A 24,903-nucleotide genomic window follows, 5' to 3' on the forward strand; every position below is an offset into this window, starting at 1 on the left:
CAATTAAAAGAGATTATACTTAAAGATCAATTATTCCACAATCGTCACCCAACCATGTGTATCCGGTTCGTCACCGTACTGAATGCCACGCAACTTATTATACAGTTTCGTGCAGACCGGTCCCGGCTTGCCGTCTTTAGAGATAACATATGACTTTCCGTTCTCCAGGTCATCAATACGCTGAATCGGGCTGATTACCGCAGCCGTACCGCAAGCGCCCGCTTCTTCAAACGTTTCCAGTTCTTCTTCCGGTATCGGACGGCGTTCTACCTTGATGCCCATATCTTCTGCCAACTGCATCAAGCTCTTATTGGTGATCGAAGGCAGGATAGAAGATGATTTCGGAGTAATGTACGTATTATCTTTAATTCCGAAGAAGTTCGCTGCGCCACACTCGTCGATATATTTCTTTTCTTTTGCATCCAGATAAAACTCGCAGGAATAGCCCAGATCGTGCGCTTTCTTGTTGGCACGCAGACTGGCCGCATAGTTACCGCCTACCTTGTAGATACCCGTTCCATGAGGAGCGGCACGGTCGAACTCGCGGATAATCACATACGGATTGGTAGAGAAACCACCTTTGAAGTAAGGCCCTACCGGAGTTACAAATACCACGAACATATATTCTTCGGCAGGATGTACGCCTACCTGGGCACTTGTTCCGATCAGTAACGGACGAATGTATAGAGAAGCACCGGTTTCATAAGGCGGAATGAAACGTTCGTTCAGCTTTACAACTTTCAGAATCGCTTCCTTGAAACGTTCGGTCGGCAGTTCGGCCATCAGAATGCCCTGACAAGTAGATTGCAGACGTGCCGCATTTTCTTCCAGACGGAAGATACGTACTTTACCGTCTTTGCCGCGGAAAGCCTTCAAACCTTCAAAAGCTTCCTGACCATAGTGCAGACAAGTAGCTGCCATGTGCAGATTGAGATGTTCATCACTGCTGACTTCCAGTTCGCCCCATGCGCCGTTACGGAAATTGATTCTCACATTGTAATCTGTCTTCATGTATCCGAACGACAGATTCGCCCAGTCTATTTCTTTCATATCGTTATGTATTAGTTTATTTTACGCTTTGATTCGCAAAAATAACTTTTATTATTCAGACTGCCGCCTTTCTTGCAACAATTTTTCGACTTCCCGATCCGCTTTTGTCAGTTTCTCGGTGCAAAAGGCAATAATTTCATTGGCTTCTTTTATTTTTTCGCTCAAAGTGTCGATATCCAGTTCGTTGTTGTCTATCTGACGGACTATCTTCTCAAGACGCTCCATTGCCTGAGAGTATGTTTCTTTTTTAGCTGCCATATTTATTGTATTTAAGATGAATAATAATGCTCATCGAGCCGGACTTCGGAAGTGAAACTTCCCTTAGCCAGACGGGTCACTAACTGGTCTCCGGGGTTCAGCGAAGCGGCATCCGTGACCGCTTTTCCGTCTTTCAGCGTGATGCTATATCCACGACTCAGCAGTTTGTCGGGAGAAGCATCCGCCACACGTTGCCGCAAAAGTTCCAGCCGGTGACGATGACGGGACAACAGGGTCTGAGTGGCTTGCGCCAAGTCTTTTCCGGCTGCCAGCAAGGCAAAGCGGGCATCTGTAAGTTTTCGGTGAACAAGGTTCGGGATGCGGGTCTGAATCATTCCCAGCCTCCGTCCTTCCTGTTCGAGCAGGGCATACGCCCCTTGTTGCAGACGGGCGGATAACTCTTCCAGATGATCTGCCGATTCGGTGATCCGGTGAATCAGAAGTTCGGCAGCAGCCGTCGGAGTCTTCACCCGGGTATGTGCCACAGAGTCGAGCACCGTATCGTCCCGCTCGTGACCGATACCGGTGATGACGGGCAACGGGAACTGGGCACAAGCGGCCGCCAAGAGGTACGTATCAAAACCGGATAAATCCGAAGTCGCCCCTCCGCCTCGTATGATAACCACTACATCAAACTCGTTCACCCGGTCATTGATGCGATCCAATGCAGCCAATACGGACTCTTCCACCTGATTGCCCTGCATCAACGCCGGAAACAGTTCGGTATAGAAAAAGAATCCGCCAGAATTGTGCTGCAACTGATGACAGAAATCTCCATATCCGGCTGCGGTGGCAGAGGAAATGACCGCTATACGTTGAGGAAGAACCGGCATTTCCAATTCTTTATTCAAAGTCAGTACTCCTTCTTCTTCGAGTTGCATGAGTATCTCACGACGACGGCGGGCCATATCGCCCAGCGTATAGGCAGGGTCGATATCGAGAACAGTCAGACTGTAACCGTAGAGTTCGTGAAACTGGACTGTTACCTTCACCAGGACTTTGATGCCGGAAGTAAATAACTGTCCGGTAGTTTCCTCAAAGTAAGGTTTCAGCAAGCGGTAGATATTACTCCAGATCATACCCCGTGCCTTGGCTACGAGATTGTTGCTGCGCGGGTCTTTCTGCACAAACTCCAGATAGCAGTGTCCGGTAGTATTGGAACGGACATCGCTCAGTTCTGCCTGTATCCAATATTCATCGGGCAGACATTGCTCCAGACTTCGCCGAACAAGCGCATTTAGCTCTAGTAGGGAAAGAGAATCCATAGGCATAATTAACGATAAATGAATGACACATTTCTATAATGAGATGCGAATTTGATATAGCCTAACAACGAAGAATAGCGGACCGTTCGTTATTCTTTGCTCATTTGGTATGCTTTCCAGAGATCCGGAATGCCATAACCGTAGATGTTGTCCGGAAAATCGGATCTGTCGCCTACGCTGCGCACCAGTTCGATCACTTCTTTGGCGGTCAACTTCGGGCAGGCCTGCCACAGGCAAGCTACCATTCCGCACATGATAGGAGAAGAGAAAGAGGTTCCGTTGGCCAGACGAAGATTACCGTCTGTGCCCACTATATCCGCCTTGAGGCCGACTGCTACGACATCCGGTTTCACACGTCCGTCGGCAGTATTGCCGACAGAAGAGAACGGGGCCAGTAACTTCTTCTTATCAATAGCACCTACAGTCAGTACATTCTCGGCATCGCCCGGAGGAGTGATTTTCTTCCATGAGCCGCTGCCAGAGTTACCGGCACTGCAAACGAGGACCATACCCTTATCTGCCGCCTTCGAAGCCTCCCTTGACATCAGTGCATAGTGTCCGTTCAGGTCACGGTAACGATAGTTCTTGGTCGGGTCGTCAAAGGTATAATAACCCAGTGAGGTATTCACAACATCCACGCCCACACTATCGGCAAATTCGATGGCTGCCGCCCAATAATCCTGCTCTACCAAATGCTCGGAAGCCTCATCCTCACTGCGAAGCAACCAGTAGGAGGCTTCCGGTGCGGTGCCGACCATGACATTCGGCTGATTCATTGCCATACAAGACAGCACTGACATACCGTGGTTGCTTTCGGCATAGATGTCCGCTTCGGGGTTCACAAAGTCGCGTGTTCCGAGTATGCGGATATTCTTCATCGCTTCGATTCTGTCCGCATTATGAAATCCGGCGTCGATAACGGCAATCGTCATGCCCTGTCCCTTGAATCCGGCATCGTGGAGAAGGTTGGCTCGGCTCATTTCAATCTGAGTGATAGCGGGCCCATACAGGCTGTCCGAACGCTGCGGATCATTGATCAGCGAATCTCTTTTGGTAACTGCCGACACTTTTCCCTGCCACACTTTCTCGGTGGAACGGACAAAAGGCAGTTTGGCTATTTCATCGATCAGCATACTGTCATTGCAGGAGACTGTAACGAAATTATCCCATTTTCCAGTGACAAGCACATGGACGCCTTTCTTTCGTATGGCATCTACATACTTCTTGCATACCGGCAAGTCGGTAGAGTCGATAGCCAGCTTCTGTCTCAACCTGCGGTCGATGGATTTTCTGGAAAGGAACTCCTCCGGTTGCTGGATGGAATAAGTGGTTGCAGCCTTATCTGTGAGGCTGATCCGATATTTCAAGGTATCGGTAGAGGTAAATTGAGCAGATGCTCCCACCGCTGTAGTCAGGATCAATGCCGCTAATACTAATCTTTTCATCTGAATCTCTCTATTTATTTTATTCTACAATTCGTCTTTATTCTCTATGATCACCAGTCCGATCCCCCGCTGCGAAGCGATAAACGCACCGCCAAGTACCCGCCGTCCATCGTAGAACACGGCAGACTGACCGGGGGCAACAGCCGAAGCCGTCTCAAGGAAACGCACCAACAAGCGTCCGTCTTCGAGGCGTTTCACCCGACAAGGTATCGGTCGGCTGCGGTAACGGATTCTCACCGCAAGATTCTCACAAGAGAACAATTCTTGCTCATCTACTATCCGGTCTTGTTCCGCCAGCATATATTCCGTCTGCAGTTGTTCGGCATCTCCCAGCATCACTGTATTCTTCTGCGGATTGATTTTCAGCACATAAGCGGGCTTTCCCAAGGCTATCTCCAGTCCTTTCCGCTGACCGATGGTATAATAAGGTGCTCCCTTATGCTGTCCCAACTTCACTCCTTCGGAGTTGACAAACCATCCCGGACCGATCTCCGTATCCAGTTCCGGACATTGCTCGCGCAGAAAATCACGGTAATCTCCCTGAATGAAACAGACTTCCATACTTTCGCCTTCCTTAGACTTAGCTTCATATCCTTTCTCCGCCAAGTACTCACGCACCTTTATTTTCGTATAGTCGCCCAACGGGAAGATACACCGCTTCAGTATATCCTGCCCCAGCCGCCATAGGAAGTAGGACTGATCTTTTTTATCATCATCTCCCGCTACAATATAGATGTGCCCGCTCCGCTCTTCCAGGCGGGAGTAATGTCCGGTCGCAATGTAGGCGCAGTCCAGCTTGTCGGCCCATTCCGCCAATACACGGAATTTAAACAAGGGGTTGCACATCACGCACGGATTCGGGGTACGTCCTTGCTTGTACTCATCGATAAAGTTCTTCACGATGGTCTCCTTAAAAGGTATACGCTCGTCAGCCACATAATGTTCAATTCCCATTCTTGCGGCCAGTTCGCGGGCATCCTGGGGCTCGTCTCCCCAAACACGCATCGTGACTCCTACTATTTCATATCCCTGCTCTTGTAGCATCAGACAGGTAGCGGTACTGTCTATACCGCCACTCATGCCGACCAATACTCTTTTATCTCGTTCTTTCATCCGAATTTCCAATCATTAGAAGAATACAAAAGTACAAGATTATAGTCAGACAGCCATAAAAAGGAAATGAAAAGTTTGCGTCCCCGAATGAATGAACAGACAATAGCCCCATTGCCATCATCAGACAATCATTTTCTATTATTCAAAACGAATGATAAATGAATCAAACAGTAGTATCTCCATTGGGGGTGACTAAAAAGTCAATAGTATCTCGAATCTCCTCCTTCGAGAAGGAGGAGTGGTCGAAGACCGAGGTGGTAGGAGAAATAATGTTTATTCCTATTTCTTTGTATATGAAAGATTTATGCATTCACCTACCACCTCCCCCTACGGGTACTCCTCCTTCCCGAAGGAGGAGATTGAAGATACTATTGACTATCATTTAGTTCAAAAACGTGCGGAAATGAGCTAAACTGTACGGACATGAACATAAACTCTATAATATTACCGATATTGCTCTATGTGATTAGACCTCAATGATTTATAGTTTCCTATCATTTCTTGTAATGGAAACTGTCGTTTCCCGGTGAGGGAACGGGCGTTCCTTTTAATGGAAACGACCGTTCCTTTTAAAGGGAACCGGCGTTTCCTCCGAGGAAACCAACGATTGCTCTATATGATACTGATACTTGATTTATATGGACTAACAATTTAGCGTATAACTGAATCGGAAACGAGTTAACTTCGCCAACAGATCTTATTCGAAGAAACTCACGCCAAAATTTGCTTTTCTGGTCATAATTTCGTATATTTGAATTATACCAAAAGCGAGAACAATTATGGCTAATCCAAAATTACCGGGAATTTCCGAAAGCGAGCAAGCCTTATTGTATGCCAAACTGAATGAATACAACCGAGGCAGAGCCTCCTTTAAAGAGGCAGGAGTTTATCTGGTGGTATTGCCCCGACCGGGAAAACCCAACTATTCCCTTTGGCTCTACTCTCCCCTGCCCGAAAAGCAATCGATTCTCTATATACACGATTTATCTCCCGATATTAACGAGTCCCTGCGGATGGCAAGCACCATGTTTTATTATTCGCGACGGTGCCTCATCCTGATGGATTACAACGAGAAGAGAATGCAGAGTAACGGTGACGACCTCATCTTTTTCGGCAAATACAGGGGACACTTCCTGCACGAAATCCTCAAAGTCGATCCTGCCTATCTAAGCTGGATCGCCTATAAGTTTACTCCGAAGATTCCCAAACAGGAGCGTTTTGTCAAAATAGCCCAGGCATATCACTCGATACATCTGGACGTGATGCTGCGGAAGAGCAAAGAGGTACGCCGGAAGAGCCGCTATCTGGGAGAAGTGAACGAGAAGCTGATGGACTTAAAGTTGAAAGTCATGCGGGTGCGCCTGGAAGACGATCCGTATAAAACAAGAGTATACGGGACGACTCCGCAATTTTTCGTCAAGCAGATACTGACTCTGAACGATGCCAGCGGCAACCTGGTGACGATGAGCATCCCATCAAAAACTCCCAGTGCGGTATCATGCACCCTATCCGGAATAGAGCATGAATATCGACCGGGAGAAATTATATATGTAGCATCGGCGCGGGTGTCACGCCTGTTCGAAAGCTACGGTTCCAAATATACCCGCCTCAGCAACGTGAAGCTGGCAATAGTTAACGCTTGGTCCAGTCGTCTTTGACGAAACTTGCCGGATAGGTCACTTTGTCGACGATACCGTCTTTCTGACGAATCCAGGAAGTGAACGTGCGGGCGCCTTCATCAAGCACGATGATACGGGCACCGTTCGGCAGGTGATTGTATTCTGTATTTCCGCCTGTGAAACGACCGTAAGCCAACAGGATTCCTTTCCACATCACTGCATAATCATTGTCATGATCGTGCCCCACGAATATTCCCATCACATCACCGGACTCTTTCATGGCAGTAAACATGCCCGTATTCAGTTTCGGAGCACAGGCTTCTTCCATGCGGGTTCCGCGCAGGATGGCATTTTCGTCGGAAGCAGCTTCATTGTATTCCGGCACAGGAATGTGGAAGAAAGCAAGTGCCGGCAATGGCTTTCCGCCGTTCCGTGCTGTATAGGCTGCGCTCTGCTGACGATACCAGTTGACCTGATCAAAGGTGAGCCATGCGTAACCTTTCACATCCTTCAGCGGGGAGTAAGAATGAGAGTCCATGCAATACAGGACGGCTGCATCTTTCTTCGCATCGGAAGAGGCTTTCACGGTCAAGACATAGTCCGGAGAAAGGACCGAGCCACGATCCGGCATCAGATTGCCGGGCACCTGACGGATGATGTCATATAGCTGTTCCCGCGTCATTCCCTGTTCATTGTCATGGTTGCCGAAAGTGACAACAAACGGCAGTTTACGCTTCGATACCTGTTCCAGCACCTGCAACATACCTTTATCTGCCGGAGCGGAATAAACGACGTCTCCGGTGAAGATTACAAAATCAGGCTGTTCTTCGTCGAGTACCTGATTAATACGTTCCAATGCGATGTCGGAAGCGGGATTCTTATACTTGAAATGGACGTCGGTGAACTGTACGATTTTAAATTTACCGTCTTTGTTGAACTGCAATTCGCTCTTTTGGGCGAAGCAGAAGGCGGTCATACACAAAGAGACCAGTGCTAAGAATAATTTTAAAGTTCGATTCATACTATTTATTGTTTAAGGGGGTTAGTAATCTGCTTTGTCAGTCCTTCTCTATCAACACGGTAGCATAAGCGGAAATGCCTTCTTCCCGTCCGGTAAAACCGAGTTTCTCCGTCGTAGTTGCCTTGATAGAGATGTCTTCCGCATCGATTCCCATGACGGCTGCCATCGTCTCCTGCATCAAAGGGATATGAGCTTTCAGTTTGGGACGTTCCGCGCAAATAGTCGCATCGATATTCCCGACACGGTATCCTTTGGTCGCAATCAGCTCTACCGTCTTTTTCAAAAGAATCTTGCTGTCGATATTCTTGTACTCTCCGGCAGTATCCGGAAAATGATAACCGATATCGCGCATATTGGCGGCTCCCAACAAGGCATCGCAAACCGTATGCAGCAATACGTCAGCATCCGAATGTCCCAACAACCCTTTGGAATGTTCCAGACGGATACCGCCCAGCCACAATTCACGACCTTCGACCAACTGATGTACGTCGAAGCCAAAACCTACTCTTATTTTCATAAGCTATTTAATAAATGAGTCAAATAAAGAATACACGGGTCAACGTATGTAGAAGTCAAGCAGCTTTTCTCCTTCAAGATATCCCTGCAAGTGCTGACCGATACTGACCGGTCCTACTCCGACAGGTGTGCCCGTAAATAGTAAATCGCCAATCTTCAAGGTTACAAACTGACTGACGTAAGCAATGATATCATCGACTTTGAAAAGCATATCGGCCGTACAGCCGCGCTGCACTTCCTTGCCGTCAATCATCAGATTGAAATTCAGAGACTGGATATCTTTGTAGCGGTCTACCGGAACAAAGGTGCCGATAGCGGCAGAAGAGTCGAAGCCTTTGCAAAGTTCCCACGGATTGCCCGCTTCGCGGAATTTTCGTTGCAGGTCACGGGCGGTAAAGTCAATACCTACCGTCAATGCGTCATAATAACGACTGGCAAAACGGGGAGAAATATTCTTTCCCAGACGGTTGATGCGTACTACAAGCTCCGTCTCATAATGTACTTCATTCGAAAAATCGGGGATAAAGAACGGTTTGCCATCTTTCAGAATAGCCGAATCGGGCTTCATGAAAATAACCGGTTCTTTATTTACGGATGTATGTCCCAGCTCCTGATTGTGCAGGGCATAGTTCATTCCTACGGCAATAATCTTCATTATTTGATTTCGTTAAAATTAAGGCGGTTGAACATCACCGCCAGATGAGCGTAAAGGGATGTATTCTGTACCACGATGTCCTCAGGTACACGGATACGGAACGGGGTAAAGTTCCAGACTGCCTTGATTCCCCCGTCCACCATCATATCTGTGATGCACTGGGCAATCTCGATAGGAACGGTCAGCACGCCAATCTGCACGTCATATTCTTCCATCTTCTTCAGAAAATCGTCCGAATGGTAGATAGGAATCCCGTTGAGGTTAGTGCCGACCAAAGTCGGGTCTACATCAAAAGCAGCCACAATCTCAAGCCCGAAATGCTTCAGACCGGAGTCCTGCAAAAGTGCGCCTCCCAGACTGCCGACTCCAAAAAGAAAAGCCTTATGTATCTCCGTAAACCCCAGGAAGTGCTCTAAAACCTCAATGAGCGCATCGACCTCGTACCCTACACGTGTACGCCCGGAGATATTCACATACGACAAGTCTTTTGCTATCTGTGAAGCGTCAATATTTATTTCCTTAGATATCTGCGTAGAAGAGACAAAACGTTCGCCTCTTTGCTTCAGCAACTTGACATTCGACAAGTACCACGGCAGTCTGCGCAAAGTAGGCTCCGGCACTTTCGTACAATCTATCTGCTGTATCTTTTGGTTCTCGGCCATTTCTTTTATTTATTCAGGTTATAAGATTGACAAAAATACGTTTTTTTTCGGAATTGCAAGAATGATTCATACTATTTCTACACAGGCGCTATTCTCCCGCAAACGTTGACAACGGAATGCTGACGGAAACTCCCGCCGAGCGGTATTTCAAACTGTCGAAGCCAAGGAAGACGCCTAACCGTGCCAGTTTCATGAATCCGATGGAGTAGCCGATTTCCGAATAGGGACGACGGTCGTATCCCACGAGTGTACGGAGATGCAGCGCTTCGTCGAGATTCTTCTTTTTCAGAAAAGGAAGGAACTTCAGCAACAGATAGAGTGTATACCAGGACATATTGGCTTGTACCCAACGGGTATTGGTAGAGTATGCATAATTATCCAGCAAAGAGAATCCTGTATCAAACGAGCGTTCCGTCACCGGCAAGCCTGTGGTCGCAAAATGTTTGAAATCGGGGAATTGCATACCGCTCTTATTCCAGAATGTTCCGGCATTAACAGCCCAGTTCAGTGTATTAAACATTCCGAACTCTATGCTCTGCCTGGCCGAAAACTCCGCCAAGTGATAGGACGGAGAAGGCAAAGAACCTTTCAACGGGAAGGCACGGTCATAACGCAATGTAAAGGTAGGGTATCTGGATTCTTCGTATACTTTCTTTCCTCTGTACATCCGGTAATAATGAGCCGGTGTATATTCCAAGGCAAAGGAAGCTTTCAACAATTCATTTTCCGGCATCGGATAGAATGCCCGGCTGTCCGGAATATTCGACTCCGCTTCTTTCTTGAACCAGCTCCGGTGTATATGATTCTCCAGCATCTGCCGTCGCTGCCAGGATAGCGAGGTAGAAAGCAACAAACTATTCGCCAGTTCGATCTTATTTTGGAAAGACAGGAAACGCTTCTCATAGAGTTTCACATCATTCCGCCCGAAGAAAGAAGAGGCAACGGTATTTATCAGACGGGATTCTCCACTTTCTCCATTATAATCGGCAGAAAGAACTCCGCCGGACAGTTCCATGTATCCCCGTCGCCTCGGAGCATAACTCAAGGAGAGTTCACTTTGCCCTGCTACCGCTTTACGGGCAGTGGTATAATAAGCAGAAGGAGTGAATCGCAAAGTAGATGCCTCCGATAGCTTCAACCCTGTTTCAAACTTAGCTCCCAGCCAGAAGCCATCCACAAAATTATACTCAGACACATAGGAAGGCAAGCCTTTCCAGCCAATCCATGCTTTCTTGTCTGAAGTACGATAGGTTTTGCCCATCAGGAAACTCTTTCGACTCTTTTCTGACTTCCTTCGACAGCTTTAGAATTGCGGGAATAGTCTTCATTTTTCCCGTGCCTTTCAGATAGGTGCCGGCTCTAAATCCCTTCACCTGTGTCCGGTAATAAGGAGCATTCGCAATCGCCTTACGCATTACGGAATAGGCCGGATCTTCCACACCTTTCACCACATTCACTTCCCGCAGACTATATATTTGTTCGGAGAGCACAATATTCTTTTCCACATCTCCGGCAGATATGGAAAAGGAGAATGTTTGTCCGGCGAAACCTAAAGAAGAAACCTCACAGGTATATTGTCCCGCCGGGAACGAGGTCTGAAAACAGCCGCTATCATCGGTGGTGAAGCCTGTTTTAAGTTCTTTCAGATAGAGTGCCGCATAGGGGATCGGATTTCCTGCAAGATCAACTACTCTGCCTTTAAATGTTTGTGCCCAAAGAGAAATAGTAAAAGAACATATGAGAGCAAACGCTATGGATCGTTTCATCATTTTCTGTTTATTAGTCTTATTTCGTTTTATTATTAGACGCCAAAGTAAACAAAAGATTGCAAAGTTCCCCACAAAATATTACTTTTGACACAATAAAAGCTGAAGTATATGAAAAATAATGATTGGAAAGATAGATTGAACGTGGTCTACTCTACAAATCCTGATTTCAACTATGACATGGATGACGATCAGGAACAAGTGACGCTGGACAAGAATAAACAGAACCTTCGGGTTTCTCTCGACCGAAAAAACCGTGGCGGCAAAGTAGTTACACTCATCACCGGATTCGTTGGAACAGAGAATGACCAAAAAGAACTCGGAAAAATGCTAAAAAGTAAATGCGGAGTCGGAGGTTCGGCCAAAGACGGGGAAATCATCGTACAGGGAGATTTCAAACAAAAAGTGATAGACCTGCTGATAAAAGAAGGATATACAAAGACCAAAGGAGTCGGAGGATAATGAAAAAGGGCGGAAACCATCAAAGTTCCGCCCTTCTCTATTATCTTTTTGAGATAGATTATTCAGCTTTCAGAGTGAAGCGCTTAAAGTCAAGAACCTTCAGTTCAGGATCAGCAGCTGCCAATACTTCTCTTACAGTCTTCTTAGCGTCCATAATATCTTCCTGGTTCAGCAGACAAACTTCCTTCAAGAACTTACCCAGACGACCCTTAGCGATGTTCTGAATCATTTGTTCCGGCAGATGTGCAGCCTTTTCAGCAGAAACGGTAGCAATAATTTCCTTTGCCTTAGCTATATCTTCAGCTGTAATCCAGCCCTTAGCCATATTACTTTCCATGTGCTCTTCGCTATCTACATGAGCAGGGTTGATATTAGCTTTCTTCAAAGCAGCTTCTACAGCTTTCTGTACCTGTTCAGCTTTTGTTTTCTCGATAGCAACAGCAATTTCCTTTTCCTTCACTTCTTCAGAAACACCGTCTTCATCAATAGCAATCGGATTCATGGCAGCAATCTGCATAGCTACTTGCTTAGCCAACTGTTCGTCAACGTTCTTGTTAAAAGCAACAATGGTACAAAGACCGTTTCTGTTCATGTGGTTGTAAACAGCAGTGCTTGCACCCTCTACAGTCATGTAACCATCAAGCTCCATTTTCTCACCTGTGATACCGCTACGGTCAACCACTGCATCCTGTACAGTACCGTTACCCATCGGCAAAGCTTTTACTTCGTCCAATGTCTTGCATTTGTTAGCCACAGCAAGATCAAGAATATCCTGAGTCAGTTTCACAAAATCAGCATTCTGAGCCACAAAGTCAGTTTCACACTTCAGAGCAATGACAACGGCATAGTCACCAGTAGTCTTAGCCAAAACGCAACCTTCAGAAGCATCACGTTCTGAACGCTTAGCAGCAACAGCTTGTCCTTTCTTACGGATAATTTCCATTGCCTTGTCGTAATCGCCTTCAGCTTCTGTTAATGCGTTCTTGCAATCCATCATACCAGCTCCGGTCATTTTGCGCAGCTTGGTAATATCAGCCATAGTTACAGCCATAATAATTTCCTTTATTTAAATGAATAATAATTTTCAAAACAAAAAATGTGCCAATCTGCCAATACAATGCAGGATGAGGTAACTACCACACGCCTGCACGCTAGCAAATTGGCACATTTATATATTTAAGCCTCTTCGTCTTCCTTGATGAAGGCAGCAGCTTTCGCTGCGTTGATAGCTTCTTCATCAGACTTGTCGAGTCTTGCTTTTACTGATTTCTTCTTGCCTTTGTTTGCAGGAGCTTCACCAGCAGCTTCCATATCGATCTTTTCAGCTTTTCTTTCTTCCAAACCTTCGATCATTGCAGCACAGCAAGCATCCAGGATAACTTCTACCGATTTAGTAGCGTCATCGTTAGCAGGAATTACGAAGTCAACGTTTGTAGGATCAGAGTTAGTATCAACGATACCGAATACAGGGATACCCAGACGGTTAGCTTCACGAACTGCGATATTTTCTTTCATTACGTCGATAACGAACAATGCAGACGGCAGACGAGTCAGGTCAGCGATAGAGCCCAAAGTCTTGTCCAATTTTGCACGTTGACGAGAGATCTGAAGAACTTCTCTCTTAGAAAGGTTAGAATATGTACCATCGTTAGTCAATTTATCGATAGTAGCCATCTTCTTCACAGCCTTACGGATAGTCGGGAAGTTGGTCAACATACCACCCGGCCAGCGCTCGATTACATAAGGCATATTAACAGATTGAGCTTTCTCAGCAACAACCTGCTTTGCTTGTTTTTTAGTAGCAACAAAAAGAACTTTCTTGCCTGATTTGGCAATCTGTTTCAAAGCTTCAGCAGCTTCGTCTACTTTTGCAACTGTTTTGTGGAGATCAATGATGTGAATACCATTGCGTTCCATGAAAATATAAGGAGCCATTGCAGGGTTCCACTTTCTCTTAAGGTGTCCGAAGTGGCAACCGGCTTCCAATAAAGTATCAAAATTTGTTCTTGACATCTTGTTTTTTCTTTAAATCGTTTACTTTCTTTTTTGTTTTTTCTAAACCAACCGCTGGGTAGTCTATGAGCAGAGTCCCAGTAGTTTAGATACTAAACATATTCCTCGGTCAGGCAGCACATTAACGCTTGCTGAACTGGAATCTTCTACGAGCTTTCGGCTGTCCCGGTTTCTTACGCTCTACAGAACGTGGGTCACGAGTCATGAAGCCTTCAGCACGAAGTGCAGCCTTATCTTCAGCGTTCATCTTAACCAATGCGCGAGCGATTGCCAAACGCAATGCCTGAGACTGGCCAGTGAAACCACCACCACACAAGTTTACTTTGATGTCATACTTCTCAGCAGCACCCAACTTGTTCAATGGTTGTTTTACAACATACTGAAGTATAGTTGATGGAAAGTACTCTGCAAGGTCTCTCTTGTTAATAGTAATCTTTCCTGTACCTTCGCTTACGAATACACGTGCAATTGCACGTTTACGTCTGCCTAATGCATTTACTACTTCCATTATATCTTATTTATATGAATTAATATCAATCATTTTCGGGCTCTGAGCTTCATGTTTGTGTTCGCTACCAGCGTATACATACAGGTTACCCAGCAATTTAGCTCCCAAGATATTCTTAGGAAGCATACCTTTCACTACTTTTTTCAGTAATCTCTCTTCGCCGTTCGGTTTAGTGATCAAACGGGCAGGAGTCATTTCTCTCTGACCACCAGGGTAGCCTGTATATGACAAATATACTCTGTCATTCCATTTGTTACCAGTCAGTTTTACTTTGTCTGCATTGATGATAATAACGTTATCACCGCAGTCTACGTGAGGAGTAAAGTTTGGTTTGTACTTTCCTCTCAGCAATTTTGCAACTTTTGCTCCCAGACGACCTAAAGTTTGGTCTGTAGCGTCAACGATAACCCATTCTTTGGTTACGGTCGCTTTGTTTGCAGAAATGGTCTTGTAACTTAAAGTATCCACTCTAATTTTGTTTTTTAAATGTTACTACTAAAAATTTTCTTCACCACATATCAGCCTCCCCGGACAAAGGAGGACTAACTTGCTATGAATTAATCTCTTATCATTTTGTGATAATAATCGGCTTGCAAAAGTACGGCTTTTCTTTGAATTGGCAAACTATTTCTAGCTTTTTTTGGATTTATCGGGTTGAATGACAAGGGAAACTTACTATATTTGTAGATAAGGTGCAGAAAATAAAAAGGCCTCCTCCGGATTGACACCGGGGAGGTCAAAAAACAACAAAGAATCTATATTGCAATCTAATTTATCGCACAATATCTTCCGGAAACTTAGCCGGCATCTCCACCCGTTTCCAGGTCTCATAATACCAAGCGTTCAGTTCATTTCCGTTCAGATCGTTCTTGATGAAGTATTTCAAATGCAGATAATCATTATCCTTTATTTCAAACTCCAGAATATTATCCTGATTATCGAGCATCGGAAGGTGGATATTCTTCTCGATACTCTCTTTATAAGAATCATCAGTCAACTGTTTATACGTACCATATCCTGTGATAATCGCATCCGAACCGGGAATAATGGTAAAATTCACGATTCTGCCGTCATCACTCAATACCTTAAATGTATTACTGGGTTTCAACGATCCCGGAACATCGGGAGATTCTGATACATAATGGCACAACTGCCAGATCCCTTTCAAATCGGCCGGTTTGAATTTGGTTTTCTTTTGGGCCGTCGCACCTGTTACCGCTAACAACATAATTGAAAGCATGGTAAAGAAATAGAGCTTTTTCATGACAATATGATTTTAGTTAACACTTTTAAAGGCGTATGTCCAAATATAAAGATTTATTTTGAGAAAGTAACAATCAAATGCATAAAAAAACTCGCACAATCAAAAGATTATGCGAGTTTTACATAAATATACCGAAATATTAGAAATCAGCATTTCTCGGTGTACGCGGGAACGGTATCACGTCACGGATATTTGACATACCTGTTACAAACAGCAACAGACGTTCAAAACCGAGTCCGAAACCGGAGTGAGGACAAGTACCGAACTTACGGGTATCCAGATACCACCACATATCCTTCATCGGGATATGCATTTCTTCAATACGAGTCATCAGCTTGTTATAATCCGCTTCACGTTCAGAACCACCAATGATCTCACCGATCTTCGGGAAAAGAACGTCCATCGCACGTACTGTCTTTCCATCCTCGTTCTGCTTCATATAGAAGGCTTTGATTTCCTTCGGATAATCAGTCAGAATCACCGGACGTTTGAAGTGATCTTCCACCAGATAGCGTTCGTGCTCGGAAGCCAAGTCTACCCCCCAGTAAACAGGGAATTCGAACTTGTGACCTTTCGCAACGGCATCTTCCAGAATCTTGATACCATCCGTATAAGGCAAACGAACGAAATCATCCTTCAATATACCTTGCAGACGTTCAATCAAGCCCTTATCGAACATATCGTTCAGGAACTTCACATCATCCGCACAGTTATCCAACGCCCATTTCACACAATATTTGATGAACTCTTCTGCCAGGTCCATATTGTCGGCAATGTCGTTGAACGCAACTTCCGGCTCAATCATCCAGAACTCTGCCAAATGGCGGGGAGTATTGGAGTTTTCGGCACGGAAAGTAGGACCGAATGTGTAGATAGCACCCAAAGCAGTGGCCGCCAATTCACCTTCCAACTGACCGGATACTGTCAAACTTGCCTGCTTGCCGAAGAAGTCGTCATCATAAGAGATAGAACCTCTTTCGTCTTTCTTCAAGTCATACAGATTCATGGTAGTTACCTGAAACATCTGTCCGGCACCTTCACAGTCGGAACCTGTGATAATCGGTGTATGGAAATAGAAAAATCCCTTTTCATGGAAAAACTTGTGAATAGCAATCGCCATGTTGTGACGAATGCGGAACACTGCACCAAAGGTATTGGTACGCGGACGCAAGTGAGCGATCTCGCGCAAGAATTCCATGGAGTGACCTTTTTTCTGCAATGGATATGTATTGTCGCAAGTACCCAGCACTTCGATTTCTTTAGCCTGCACTTCCACCTTCTGACCGGAACCCACAGATTCCACCATTACTCCGTTCACACTAATACAAGCCCCGGTAGTAATCAGTTTCAGCATCTCTTCATCGAAATTAGCCAGATCTACTACGATCTGCACATTATTTATTGTAGAACCGTCATTCAGTGCGATAAAGTTAACTTGTTTGCTACCTCTGCGGGTGCGAACCCATCCTTTCACATTGACCATAGCGCCAATATCTTCGCGCTTCAACAGATCAACAATTTTTGTTCTACCAATCTTTTCCATAAAACTTTTTTAATACAATATTATATATTACTCAAACGACCCCATGCGGAGGTAGTTTACTTCTGCTTCCGACAGGTAACGCCAGTCTCCGCGGCGCAGACCTTTTTTGGTCAGTCCGGCAAAGAATACACGGTCGAGTTTTACTACTTTATATCCCAGTGATTCGAAAATACGGCGAACGATACGGTTCTTGCCGGAGTGAATCTCGATACCTACCTGGTCTTTCTTGAAATCATCTGTGTAGCTGATAGCATCTGCATGGATTTCACCGTCTTCCAACTGTACGCCGGCTGCAATCTGATCCATATCTGCTTTTGTCAGGTTCTTGTCCAGATGAACATGATATATTTTCTTTTTCAAGAATTTCGGGTGTGTCAGCTTGGAAGCCAGGTCACCGTCATTTGTCAACAGAAGTACACCAGTCGTGTTGCGGTCAAGACGCCCTACCGGATAAATGCGTTCGTTGCAAGCGCCTTTTACCAGATCCATTACCGTGCGGCGTTCCTGCGGATCATCCGATGTAGTAACCGTATCTTTCGGCTTATTCAACAGTACGTATACCTTACGTTCGATGCTTACCGGTTCATCGTGGAACTTCACCACATCCGAGCGTTTGATCTTTGTACCCAATTCAGTTACTACTTCACCGTTTACAGAAACCACACCTGCTGTGATAAACTCATCAGCTTCGCGACGTGAGCAAACACCGGCATTAGCCAAGAACTTATTCAGACGAATCGGTTCGTTCGGATCAACAAACTGTTCCTTGTACTCAATCTGCTTCTTGATGCTATACTTAGCATTCGGATCGTAATCACTGGTACGCGGACGCGGACGATAGCCACCCTGCGAACGGTCATTGTTAAATCTCGGACGATAGCCACCACCGTTGTTATTACGGTAGCCACCACCTTCACCACTGTTGAAGCGGGGACGATATGGACGATCACCACCTTCGCGGTTATAAGGACGCTGAGGACGGTCGCCACCTTCGCCACTGTTAAAACGGGGACGGTACGGACGGTCGCCATAAGAGCGTTGCTCGCCACCTTCACGATTGTAAGGACGCTGCGGACGATCGCCACCTTCGCCGTTCGGATTAAATCTCGGACGATACGGACGGTCTCCACCTTCACGGTTGTAAGAAGGGCGTTGAGGACGATCATAAGAACGTTGTTCACCACCTTCGCGGTTGTAAGGACGTTGCGGACGTTCGCCTCCTTCATTGTTGCTATTGAAGCGAGGACGATACGGACGGTCTCCACCTTCACGATTGTAAGAAGGACGTTGGGGGCGATCATAAGAACGTTCACCATAAGAACGCTGTGGGCGCTCTCCACCTTCACTATTCGGATTAAATCGCGGGCGATACGGACGATCCCCACCTTCACGGTTGTAAGAAGGACGATACGGACGTTCTCCACCTTCTCTGTTGTAAGACTTGTTACCATCACGGCCGGCACCTGTATTCTCCTCATTGTAAGAATTTTCGCGCCATTCTTCGTTTTCTGTGCTCATTTTTTTATTCGAATAAAATTAGACTTTGGCCTCACGGCCTATTAAAAAAACACGTTTATTGTATAAGTAAACAATTAAAGTCCCGTATATGTATGCGGAGTAATTGCTCTTAACTCTTTTTTAATATCTTCGCTTACGTTCAAGCCTTCGATAAACTCTTTAATAGAACTTTCTGTAATAGCCTGGTTGGTCCGGGTCAAAGCTTTCAATGCTTCATACGGATGCGGGTAAGCCTCGCAGCGTAAAATCGTCTGGATTGCCTCAGCCACTACGCTCCAGCAGTTGTCCAAATCACGGTAAATAGCCGGTTCGTTCAGCAACAGTTTGCGAAGTCCTTTCAGTGAACTCTGAATAGCAATCACGATATGACCGAAAGGCACGCCTACATTACGGAGCACCGTAGAGTCTGTCAGGTCACGCTGCAAACGGGAAACAGGCAGTTTCACAGCCAGGTGTTCCAGAATAGAAGTTGCGATACCCAAATTACCTTCCGCATTTTCAAAGTCGATCGGATTCACTTTATGCGGCATCGCGCTTGATCCTACCTCACCGGCTTTGATCTTCTGCTTGAAGTATTCCATAGAAATATACTGCCAGAAGTCACGGTTCATATCCACCATTATGGTGTTGATACGTTTCATCGCGTCAAAGACAGCAGACAAGTTATCGTAGTTCGAAATCTGAGTGGTATATTCTTCGCGCTCCAGTCCCAGTTTCTCTGCAACAAACCGATTACCGAATTGTTTCCAGTCATATTGAGGATATGCTACATGATGAGCATTGTAATTTCCGGTAGCGCCACCGAATTTTGCAGTGATCGGACATGCTTTCAGCATAGCCAGCTGACGTTCCAGGCGGTAAACGAATACCATCACTTCCTTACCCAAACGAGTCGGAGAAGCCGGTTGCCCATGAGTTTTGGCAAGCATCGGGATTTCAGCCCATTCTGTTGCATACGTTTTCAGTTGTGCAATCAGTTCTTCGATCAGCGGATAATAGACTTTATCCAAAGCTTCCTTGATAGAAAGAGGCACAGACGTATTATTAATGTCTTGAGAAGTCAATCCGAAGTGAATGAATTCTTTATAGTCATCCATTCCACCCAGCTTATCGAATTCTTCTTTCAGGAAATATTCTACGGCTTTTACATCATGGTTGGTTACACTTTCGATATCTTTAATGCGTTGCGCATCTGCTTCCGAGAAGTTACGGTAGATATTCCGTAAAGTTTCAAACACGCTGCTATCGATTCCTTTCAACTGCGGCAAAGGCAGTTCGCACAAGGTGATAAAGTATTCCACCTCTACCTGTACACGGTATTTAATCAGTGCAAATTCAGAGAAATAAGCTGCCAAAGCTTTAGTTTTGCCTCTATATCGACCATCAATCGGAGATATGGCCGTTAATACATCAAGTTCCATACGTTTTCTTAGATAATTATCAGACTGCAAAATTAACTCTTTTTCCTGAGTTATAAGGCAAAAGGATAAAGAAAGTTTGTATAAAAGCGGTAAGAAATAAAAAAAGTCTCACGAATTTCTTCGTAAGACTTCTATTTCGTGGGCGCTGAGGGATTCGAACCCCCGACCCTCTGGGTGTAAACCAGATGCTCTGAACCAGCTGAGCTAAGCGCCCTTTTGTTGACGGAAGTGTTTCGGTATTCTTTGTGGGCGCTGAGGGATTCGAACCCCCGACCCTCTGGGTGTAAACCAGATGCTCTGAACCAGCTGAGCTAAGCGCCCGTACACTTCCGTTTCAAAAGCGATGCAAAGGTACGGCTTTTTTTGAAACCTCCAAACATTTTGCATATTATTTTTCAAGAAACTTTTTATCAAAAATAAAAACCAACTGATTATCAGCAAATAATGAAAAAAGTTTTTTTTCATGCAACTTTCCCTTCTCCAAGCCTGTCCACTAAACAGAACAAGATAAAGCCAACAATGTGGGAACACTCAAATCCGGGAAATAAGATTCCCGGTCAAGCCTGCTTACGGATAAGGCGCGCCGGATTCCCGACTGCAACACTGTCGTCGGGAATATCTTTCGTCACGACGCTTCCCGCTCCTATCACACAACGGTTGCCAATCGTCACACCGGGACAAATGACAGCACCGCCGCCAATCCAGCAATCCTCGCCGATCGTAACCGGATAAGCATACTCTTTCGAACCGCGACGCTCCAGATAATTCATCGGATGATGCGGTGTATAAATCTGTACGCAAGGACCGACTAGCGTATGGGCACCGATTGTGATATACCCTCCGTCCAGAAAAGTACAGTTGGCATTGACAAACACGTGTTCGCCCAACTTTATCCCGTCTCCGTGATCGCAATGGAAAGGAGGACAGATCACCGAAGTTTCAGGAATACCCGGCACCAGTTCTTCCAACAATTCTCTGTACCCGTCATCGTACGTGCTCAACCCGCGCATGATCGCCAGCAACTTCTTGGCATGCTCAAAACGCACCTGCAACTCCGGCGCGGACATATCAGCCAACTGGCTGCTACGCATCTTCTCTACTTCTGTCATATTCCTTATTCTCCCATCCCATTAATAAATACCAATTTCCTTTCATCCGAAAGCGATTCGTCAAACTCGAACCCTTCCCACGAGAATCCTTTCAGTTCCTCCGGATTTCCGATCTTATTTTTCAATATGAAACGTGTCATCTCGCCACGGGACATCTTGGTATACACCACTATCGTAGCCAGCTTTCCATTCTTCCAGACATGAAATTCGGGAGTGACCACACGGACTTCGCTCTCCACCCGCTTCCAGTCAAACAGGCTTTTCATCTCGTCACTGGCAAGATTACACAAGATTCCTCCTGCCGATCGGATGTCCTCTATGAACGTATCCGTCAGACGCGACCGCCAATAAGAAAACAAAGTCTGATTCCCCAATTCCGGCAATACGACATCCCCCTCCAGCCGATAAGCACGAATCACGTCCAAAGGACGCAACAGACCGTAACAGAAAGAAGTCAGCCGCAAATGTTCCTGCGCATACCCGAAATCTTCTGCAGAGAAGTCCTTCGGATTCAGCCGTTTGAATACAATGCCGGTATACGCCAGCAAAGCAGGCAATTCCGGAGTGGTTTCCGCATGAAAAGCCTGATAACGTTTATAATTCTCCACAGCAATCTTTGCGTTTACACGCAGCAGACGTTCTAATTCGTCTACAGAAAACTGGGACATCTGCAACGCTATTTCCGCCGCTTCCTTCTGAAAACGGGGGATCGTAGTCAAAGGGACTTTCACCTTCGACACCGCACTCATCGTCTTGGCACAAGATAGAAGTACTAACATTCTGAATCGGGTTTAATCATTTTGAAAAACACAAAAATAAAAAATAAATAGCTTCACTTGTTGACAGATATCCAAATTATGCCTACTTTCAGCCAATAATTAACTATAATCATTTATTAATTAACAAAAACACAAAAATCCCCCTTATGAGAAACAAGTTTGTATCTTTGAAAGTTCTGGCCTTATTGGTCATCTTTTGTCTGACGGGTAGCTTAACCCGTGCCGCTGTCAACCCGAAACCGTTTGTTGTCCCCGAACTCAAACAATGGACGGGAAAAGACGGTAACTTCACCCCGGGAAAAGACGCCCGAATCGTCTGCACTTCCCAAAATCCCGAATTACTGAGAATAGCCCGGATGTTTGCCGACGATTATCAACAGATGTTCGGGCAGACATTAAGCGTAGCACAAGGCAAAGCCACGCCCGGCGATTTCGTCCTATCCTTGTCGGCAGACAAGAAGCTCGGTGAGGAAGGTTACGCCATCAAGATAACCGACCGTGTAGCCATCTCCGCTCCCACCCCGACCGGTCTTTACTGGAGCACACGCACACTCCTGCAACTGGCGGAACAAAATCAGGAACGCTCACTCCCGCAAGGAACGATTCGTGATTATCCCGATTATCCGCTTCGCGGTTTCATGATAGACTGTGGCCGTAAGTTCATTCCGATGGCTTATCTGCAGGACTTGGTGAAAATCATGGCTTACTACAAAATGAACACCCTGCAAGTCCATCTGAACGATAATGGATTCAAGCAATACTTCGAACACAACTGGGACAAGACTTACGCTGCCTTCCGGCTGGAATCAGAGACTTATCCGGGATTGACAGCCCGTGACGGCTCGTACTCCAAGAAAGAATTTATCGACTTCCAGAAACAGGCGGTATCCAACTTCGTGGAAATCATTCCGGAAATTGACGTTCCCGCCCACTCACTGGCTCTCACCCATTACAAACCGGAAATCGGAAGCAAGGAGTACGGCATGGATCACCTCGACTTATTCAAGCCGGAAACTTACGAATTCGTAGATGCTCTGTTCAAAGAATATCTGGAGGGCGACAATCCGGTATTCGTAGGCAAGCGTGTACATATCGGTACAGACGAATACTCGAACGCGAAGAAAGACGTGGTAGAAAAATTCCGTGCTTTCACCGACCATTACATCCGTTTTGTGGAAGGTTTCGGCAAGCAAGCAGTTGTATGGGGCGCGCTCAGCCATGCCAAAGGCGATACGCCCGTCAAATCAGAAAATGTCGTCATGAATGCTTGGTACAACGGATACGCCGATCCGGCAACCATGATCAAAGACGGATATCAACTGATCAGTATTCCGGACGGACTGATATATATCGTTCCGAAAGCCGGCTACTATTATGATTACCTCAACGAACCATACTTATATAAGGAGTGGACACCCGCCCATATCGGCAAAGCTGTATTCGACGAAAAACATCCTTCCATTCTTGGCGGTATGTTTGCCATCTGGAACGACCATGTCGGCAACGGTATCTCGGTGAAAGACATCCATCACCGTATATTCTCGCCCCTGCAAACACTCTCTGTAAAGATGTGGACAGGCGCTCAAACAGGCATTCCTTATGAAACATTCAATGAAAAACGTGCCCTCCTCAGCGAAGCGCCCGGAGTCAACCAACTGGCAAGAATCGGCAAAAAGCCGGAATTGGTATACGAACGTTCCACAGTCGCTCCCGGCAGCACTTCCGATTATCCGGAAATTGGCTATAATTACACTGTCAGTTTCGACATTACCGGAGCAAAAGAAAGTGAAGGAACCGAATTGTTCCGTTCGCCTAACGCCGTATTCTATCTGTCAGACCCTATTCGGGGGATGATGGGATTTGCACGCGACGGCTATCTGAATACCTTCCCCTACAAAGTGAATCCAGGAGAAAAAGCAACAATTCAGATAGAAGGAAACAATTGCAGTACAACGCTGAGAGTCAACGGTAAAGTGGTTGATGAAATGAATACGCAGAAACTTTACTTTAATGCGGGAAAAGATTCAATGAACTATGTACGTACACTAGTTTTCCCGCTGGAGAAAGCAGGAAACTTTAATAGTAAGGTACAGAATCTGAAAGTATACAATTATTGCGTAAGCAAACCATAAGATTTAGATACGGATTACACAGATTTCACATTTTTTTAGCGGTACAATCTACCAAAAACCGTATCAATCTGTGTAATCCGCTTCTGGAAGAAGCACAATCATTCATTTCATTTACGTACGGATTTGAGCAAAATGATAGTAATAGTATCTTAAAATGGGGGTGCCCCCAATGGAGATACTACTGTTTCATTCATTTTTGAACCGTTACGAATCAATTCAAACCTGTATAACCAAAAGCTACACAAACGTTTCTTCCCTAAGCAATAAAACGCTTTTTTATTGTCACTTATCACTTTTCGAAGTTAACTAACTGATTATAAACATATCATCGGTGATAATAAGCGGTGATAATACGGTGACAATAGCTACATCCATACATTTTATTGTCACTTCCCTCCCAATCTCACTGTTCATCTCACCTACTGCTATCTCCCCATCAAGCCTACTTCATCCGAGTCCTGATCCTACGCAACAAATACCGTATACTACCGGTATCTTTCTCTTATAGTGTCTTTATTGTTCCATTAAGACACCGATCTCTTTAGTTGTTCACGGCCGTGGCAAGCATTGTTCACGGTCGTGACAAGAGTTGATCACAGCCATGAGCAGACCTGTTCACGGCCGTGAAGAGCTAAAGAGAACGGCACTCTATTCCTACTTTCTGTACTTCCCTAATAATGGTTGACTTGTTTATCTCTAATAGCTGCTATGTGTTGACTAGAAATATTACTAACCCTGGCAGCTGTTTACTTTATTATTTATTATTCCTGCCTCCGGTTTACTT

23 protein-coding genes, 2 tRNA genes and 1 pseudogene are annotated in these 24,903 nt (G+C 45.6%); 4 read left to right on the top strand and 22 right to left on the bottom strand.

Annotation, left to right across the window (positions count from 1 at the left end; all coding sequences use genetic code 11):
- Positions 1–30 precede the first annotated feature (30 nt).
- The 5 genes from NBH01_RS22600 to mnmA form a co-directional block, all read right to left on the bottom strand.
- Entirely contained in the window at positions 31–1,050 is a 1,020-nt protein-coding gene (locus NBH01_RS22600) for a branched-chain amino acid aminotransferase (RefSeq protein WP_008760814.1), read from the bottom strand.
- A 51-nt stretch (positions 1,051–1,101) separates the two neighbouring features.
- Positions 1,102–1,308, bottom strand: coding sequence for an exodeoxyribonuclease VII small subunit (gene xseB, locus NBH01_RS22605; RefSeq protein WP_008760813.1), 207 nt, complete (start codon positions 1,306–1,308; stop codon positions 1,102–1,104).
- Positions 1,309–1,319: 11 nt separating this feature from the next.
- Complete coding sequence (gene xseA, locus NBH01_RS22610) at positions 1,320–2,573, bottom strand: exodeoxyribonuclease VII large subunit (RefSeq protein ID WP_016269417.1); 1,254 nt, start codon at positions 2,571–2,573, stop codon at positions 1,320–1,322.
- An 89-nt stretch (positions 2,574–2,662) separates the two neighbouring features.
- Positions 2,663–4,018 (bottom strand): S8 family peptidase, encoded by a 1,356-nt coding sequence (locus tag NBH01_RS22615; protein WP_008760811.1) that lies wholly within the window; start codon positions 4,016–4,018, stop codon positions 2,663–2,665.
- Positions 4,019–4,042: 24 nt separating this feature from the next.
- Entirely contained in the window at positions 4,043–5,131 is a 1,089-nt protein-coding gene (gene mnmA, locus NBH01_RS22620; RefSeq protein WP_055229261.1) for a tRNA 2-thiouridine(34) synthase MnmA, read from the bottom strand.
- A 158-nt stretch (positions 5,132–5,289) separates the two neighbouring features.
- Between mnmA and NBH01_RS22625 the strand changes: the two genes are divergently transcribed.
- Positions 5,290–5,517 carry a hypothetical protein gene (locus NBH01_RS22625; protein WP_128832495.1) on the top strand — a complete coding sequence of 76 codons (228 nt, stop codon included), beginning with the start codon at positions 5,290–5,292 and terminating at the stop codon, positions 5,515–5,517.
- Positions 5,518–5,910: 393 nt separating this feature from the next.
- Complete coding sequence (locus NBH01_RS22630; RefSeq protein ID WP_062694340.1) at positions 5,911–6,789, top strand: exodeoxyribonuclease X C-terminal domain-containing protein; 879 nt, start codon at positions 5,911–5,913, stop codon at positions 6,787–6,789.
- Here the strand turns inward: NBH01_RS22630 and NBH01_RS22635 are convergent.
- From NBH01_RS22635 to NBH01_RS22655, 5 genes and pseudogenes are all read right to left on the bottom strand, one after another.
- Positions 6,764–7,771, bottom strand: a complete 1,008-nt coding sequence (locus NBH01_RS22635) for a metallophosphoesterase family protein (RefSeq protein WP_062694338.1) — start codon at positions 7,769–7,771, stop codon at positions 6,764–6,766. The two genes, NBH01_RS22630 and NBH01_RS22635, sit on opposite strands and share 26 nt — an antisense overlap.
- A gap of 37 nt (positions 7,772–7,808) precedes the next feature.
- Complete coding sequence (ispF, locus tag NBH01_RS22640; protein WP_008764145.1) at positions 7,809–8,288, bottom strand: 2-C-methyl-D-erythritol 2,4-cyclodiphosphate synthase; 480 nt, start codon at positions 8,286–8,288, stop codon at positions 7,809–7,811.
- A gap of 39 nt (positions 8,289–8,327) precedes the next feature.
- Complete coding sequence (locus NBH01_RS22645) at positions 8,328–8,942, bottom strand: fumarylacetoacetate hydrolase family protein (protein WP_062694334.1); 615 nt, start codon at positions 8,940–8,942, stop codon at positions 8,328–8,330.
- Positions 8,942–9,604, bottom strand: a complete 663-nt coding sequence (locus tag NBH01_RS22650; RefSeq protein ID WP_008760805.1) for a redox-sensing transcriptional repressor Rex — start codon at positions 9,602–9,604, stop codon at positions 8,942–8,944. Before NBH01_RS22650 ends, NBH01_RS22645 begins: the two co-directional genes overlap by 1 nt.
- Positions 9,605–9,692: 88 nt before the next feature.
- Positions 9,693–11,373: pseudogene (locus tag NBH01_RS22655) on the bottom strand (DUF5686 and carboxypeptidase-like regulatory domain-containing protein).
- A gap of 108 nt (positions 11,374–11,481) precedes the next feature.
- Here NBH01_RS22655 and NBH01_RS22660 point away from each other — a divergent pair.
- Positions 11,482–11,832, top strand: a complete 351-nt coding sequence (locus NBH01_RS22660) for a translation initiation factor (protein WP_022470914.1) — start codon at positions 11,482–11,484, stop codon at positions 11,830–11,832.
- Positions 11,833–11,890: 58 nt separating this feature from the next.
- On the opposite strand, the gene tsf is transcribed toward NBH01_RS22660, so the two are convergent.
- The 12 genes from tsf to yaaA all read right to left on the bottom strand — a co-directional run bounded on the left by tsf (position 11,891) and on the right by yaaA (position 21,987).
- A complete protein-coding gene (tsf, locus tag NBH01_RS22665) occupies positions 11,891–12,883 on the bottom strand; it encodes a translation elongation factor Ts (RefSeq protein ID WP_016269412.1) in 993 nt (330 codons plus the stop codon).
- A gap of 125 nt (positions 12,884–13,008) precedes the next feature.
- Positions 13,009–13,845 carry a 30S ribosomal protein S2 gene (gene rpsB, locus NBH01_RS22670; protein WP_008760802.1) on the bottom strand — a complete coding sequence of 279 codons (837 nt, stop codon included), beginning with the start codon at positions 13,843–13,845 and terminating at the stop codon, positions 13,009–13,011.
- A 121-nt stretch (positions 13,846–13,966) separates the two neighbouring features.
- Entirely contained in the window at positions 13,967–14,353 is a 387-nt protein-coding gene (gene rpsI / locus NBH01_RS22675; RefSeq protein ID WP_008760801.1) for a 30S ribosomal protein S9, read from the bottom strand.
- Between the two features lie 6 nt (positions 14,354–14,359).
- Positions 14,360–14,821: a 50S ribosomal protein L13 gene (gene rplM, locus NBH01_RS22680; protein ID WP_008760800.1), complete on the bottom strand. Its 462-nt coding sequence runs from the start codon at positions 14,819–14,821 to the stop codon at positions 14,360–14,362.
- 304 nt (positions 14,822–15,125) lie between these two features.
- A complete protein-coding gene (locus NBH01_RS22685; protein ID WP_008760799.1) occupies positions 15,126–15,617 on the bottom strand; it encodes a DUF4488 domain-containing protein in 492 nt (163 codons plus the stop codon).
- Positions 15,618–15,756: 139 nt separating this feature from the next.
- Complete coding sequence (gene asnS, locus NBH01_RS22690; RefSeq protein ID WP_055216360.1) at positions 15,757–17,160, bottom strand: asparagine--tRNA ligase; 1,404 nt, start codon at positions 17,158–17,160, stop codon at positions 15,757–15,759.
- 27 nt (positions 17,161–17,187) lie between these two features.
- Entirely contained in the window at positions 17,188–18,678 is a 1,491-nt protein-coding gene (locus tag NBH01_RS22695; protein ID WP_008760797.1) for a pseudouridine synthase, read from the bottom strand.
- 74 nt (positions 18,679–18,752) lie between these two features.
- Entirely contained in the window at positions 18,753–20,099 is a 1,347-nt protein-coding gene (purB, locus tag NBH01_RS22700; RefSeq protein ID WP_250700319.1) for an adenylosuccinate lyase, read from the bottom strand.
- A gap of 139 nt (positions 20,100–20,238) precedes the next feature.
- A tRNA-Val gene (locus NBH01_RS22705) sits at positions 20,239–20,313 on the bottom strand.
- Positions 20,314–20,345: 32 nt separating this feature from the next.
- Positions 20,346–20,420: transfer RNA gene (locus NBH01_RS22710), tRNA-Val, on the bottom strand.
- Between the two features lie 236 nt (positions 20,421–20,656).
- Positions 20,657–21,208, bottom strand: a complete 552-nt coding sequence (locus NBH01_RS22715) for a sugar O-acetyltransferase (protein WP_008764140.1) — start codon at positions 21,206–21,208, stop codon at positions 20,657–20,659.
- Between the two features lie 5 nt (positions 21,209–21,213).
- Positions 21,214–21,987 carry a peroxide stress protein YaaA gene (gene yaaA / locus NBH01_RS22720; protein WP_008764139.1) on the bottom strand — a complete coding sequence of 258 codons (774 nt, stop codon included), beginning with the start codon at positions 21,985–21,987 and terminating at the stop codon, positions 21,214–21,216.
- 146 nt (positions 21,988–22,133) lie between these two features.
- On the opposite strand from yaaA, the gene NBH01_RS22725 reads away from it, so the two are divergent.
- Positions 22,134–24,119: a beta-N-acetylhexosaminidase gene (locus NBH01_RS22725; protein ID WP_225679452.1), complete on the top strand. Its 1,986-nt coding sequence runs from the start codon at positions 22,134–22,136 to the stop codon at positions 24,117–24,119.
- Positions 24,120–24,903: the final 784 nt, after the last annotated feature.

This window comes from Bacteroides sp. B1-V-101 (assembly GCF_023656585.1).
Classification (GTDB): Bacteria; Bacteroidota; Bacteroidia; order Bacteroidales; family Bacteroidaceae; genus Bacteroides; species Bacteroides thetaiotaomicron.

Excerpts from the sequence above, each read along its gene's own strand:
- NBH01_RS22685 (WP_008760799.1), bottom strand. The coding sequence starts at position 15,617 with ATGAAAAAGCTCTATTTCTTTACCATGCTTTCAATTATGTTGTTAGCG.
- NBH01_RS22635 (WP_062694338.1), bottom strand. The coding sequence starts at position 7,771 with ATGAATCGAACTTTAAAATTATTCTTAGCACTGGTCTCTTTGTGTATG.
- NBH01_RS22615 (WP_008760811.1), bottom strand. The coding sequence starts at position 4,018 with ATGAAAAGATTAGTATTAGCGGCATTGATCCTGACTACAGCGGTGGGA.
- NBH01_RS22645 (WP_062694334.1), bottom strand. The coding sequence starts at position 8,942 with ATGAAGATTATTGCCGTAGGAATGAACTATGCCCTGCACAATCAGGAG.
- asnS (WP_055216360.1), bottom strand. The coding sequence starts at position 17,160 with ATGGAAAAGATTGGTAGAACAAAAATTGTTGATCTGTTGAAGCGCGAA.
- xseB (WP_008760813.1), bottom strand. The coding sequence starts at position 1,308 with ATGGCAGCTAAAAAAGAAACATACTCTCAGGCAATGGAGCGTCTTGAG.
- yaaA (WP_008764139.1), bottom strand. The coding sequence starts at position 21,987 with ATGTTAGTACTTCTATCTTGTGCCAAGACGATGAGTGCGGTGTCGAAG.
- NBH01_RS22695 (WP_008760797.1), bottom strand. The coding sequence starts at position 18,678 with ATGAGCACAGAAAACGAAGAATGGCGCGAAAATTCTTACAATGAGGAG.
- rpsI (WP_008760801.1), bottom strand. The coding sequence starts at position 14,353 with ATGGAAGTAGTAAATGCATTAGGCAGACGTAAACGTGCAATTGCACGT.
- tsf (WP_016269412.1), bottom strand. The coding sequence starts at position 12,883 with ATGGCTGTAACTATGGCTGATATTACCAAGCTGCGCAAAATGACCGGA.
- mnmA (WP_055229261.1), bottom strand. The coding sequence starts at position 5,131 with ATGAAAGAACGAGATAAAAGAGTATTGGTCGGCATGAGTGGCGGTATA.
- NBH01_RS22715 (WP_008764140.1), bottom strand. The coding sequence starts at position 21,208 with ATGACAGAAGTAGAGAAGATGCGTAGCAGCCAGTTGGCTGATATGTCC.
- NBH01_RS22725 (WP_225679452.1), top strand. The coding sequence starts at position 22,134 with ATGAGAAACAAGTTTGTATCTTTGAAAGTTCTGGCCTTATTGGTCATC.
- NBH01_RS22625 (WP_128832495.1), top strand. The coding sequence starts at position 5,290 with ATGAATCAAACAGTAGTATCTCCATTGGGGGTGACTAAAAAGTCAATA.
- xseA (WP_016269417.1), bottom strand. The coding sequence starts at position 2,573 with ATGGATTCTCTTTCCCTACTAGAGCTAAATGCGCTTGTTCGGCGAAGT.
- NBH01_RS22600 (WP_008760814.1), bottom strand. The coding sequence starts at position 1,050 with ATGAAAGAAATAGACTGGGCGAATCTGTCGTTCGGATACATGAAGACA.
- NBH01_RS22630 (WP_062694340.1), top strand. The coding sequence starts at position 5,911 with ATGGCTAATCCAAAATTACCGGGAATTTCCGAAAGCGAGCAAGCCTTA.
- ispF (WP_008764145.1), bottom strand. The coding sequence starts at position 8,288 with ATGAAAATAAGAGTAGGTTTTGGCTTCGACGTACATCAGTTGGTCGAA.
- NBH01_RS22660 (WP_022470914.1), top strand. The coding sequence starts at position 11,482 with ATGAAAAATAATGATTGGAAAGATAGATTGAACGTGGTCTACTCTACA.
- purB (WP_250700319.1), bottom strand. The coding sequence starts at position 20,099 with ATGGAACTTGATGTATTAACGGCCATATCTCCGATTGATGGTCGATAT.
- NBH01_RS22650 (WP_008760805.1), bottom strand. The coding sequence starts at position 9,604 with ATGGCCGAGAACCAAAAGATACAGCAGATAGATTGTACGAAAGTGCCG.
- rpsB (WP_008760802.1), bottom strand. The coding sequence starts at position 13,845 with ATGTCAAGAACAAATTTTGATACTTTATTGGAAGCCGGTTGCCACTTC.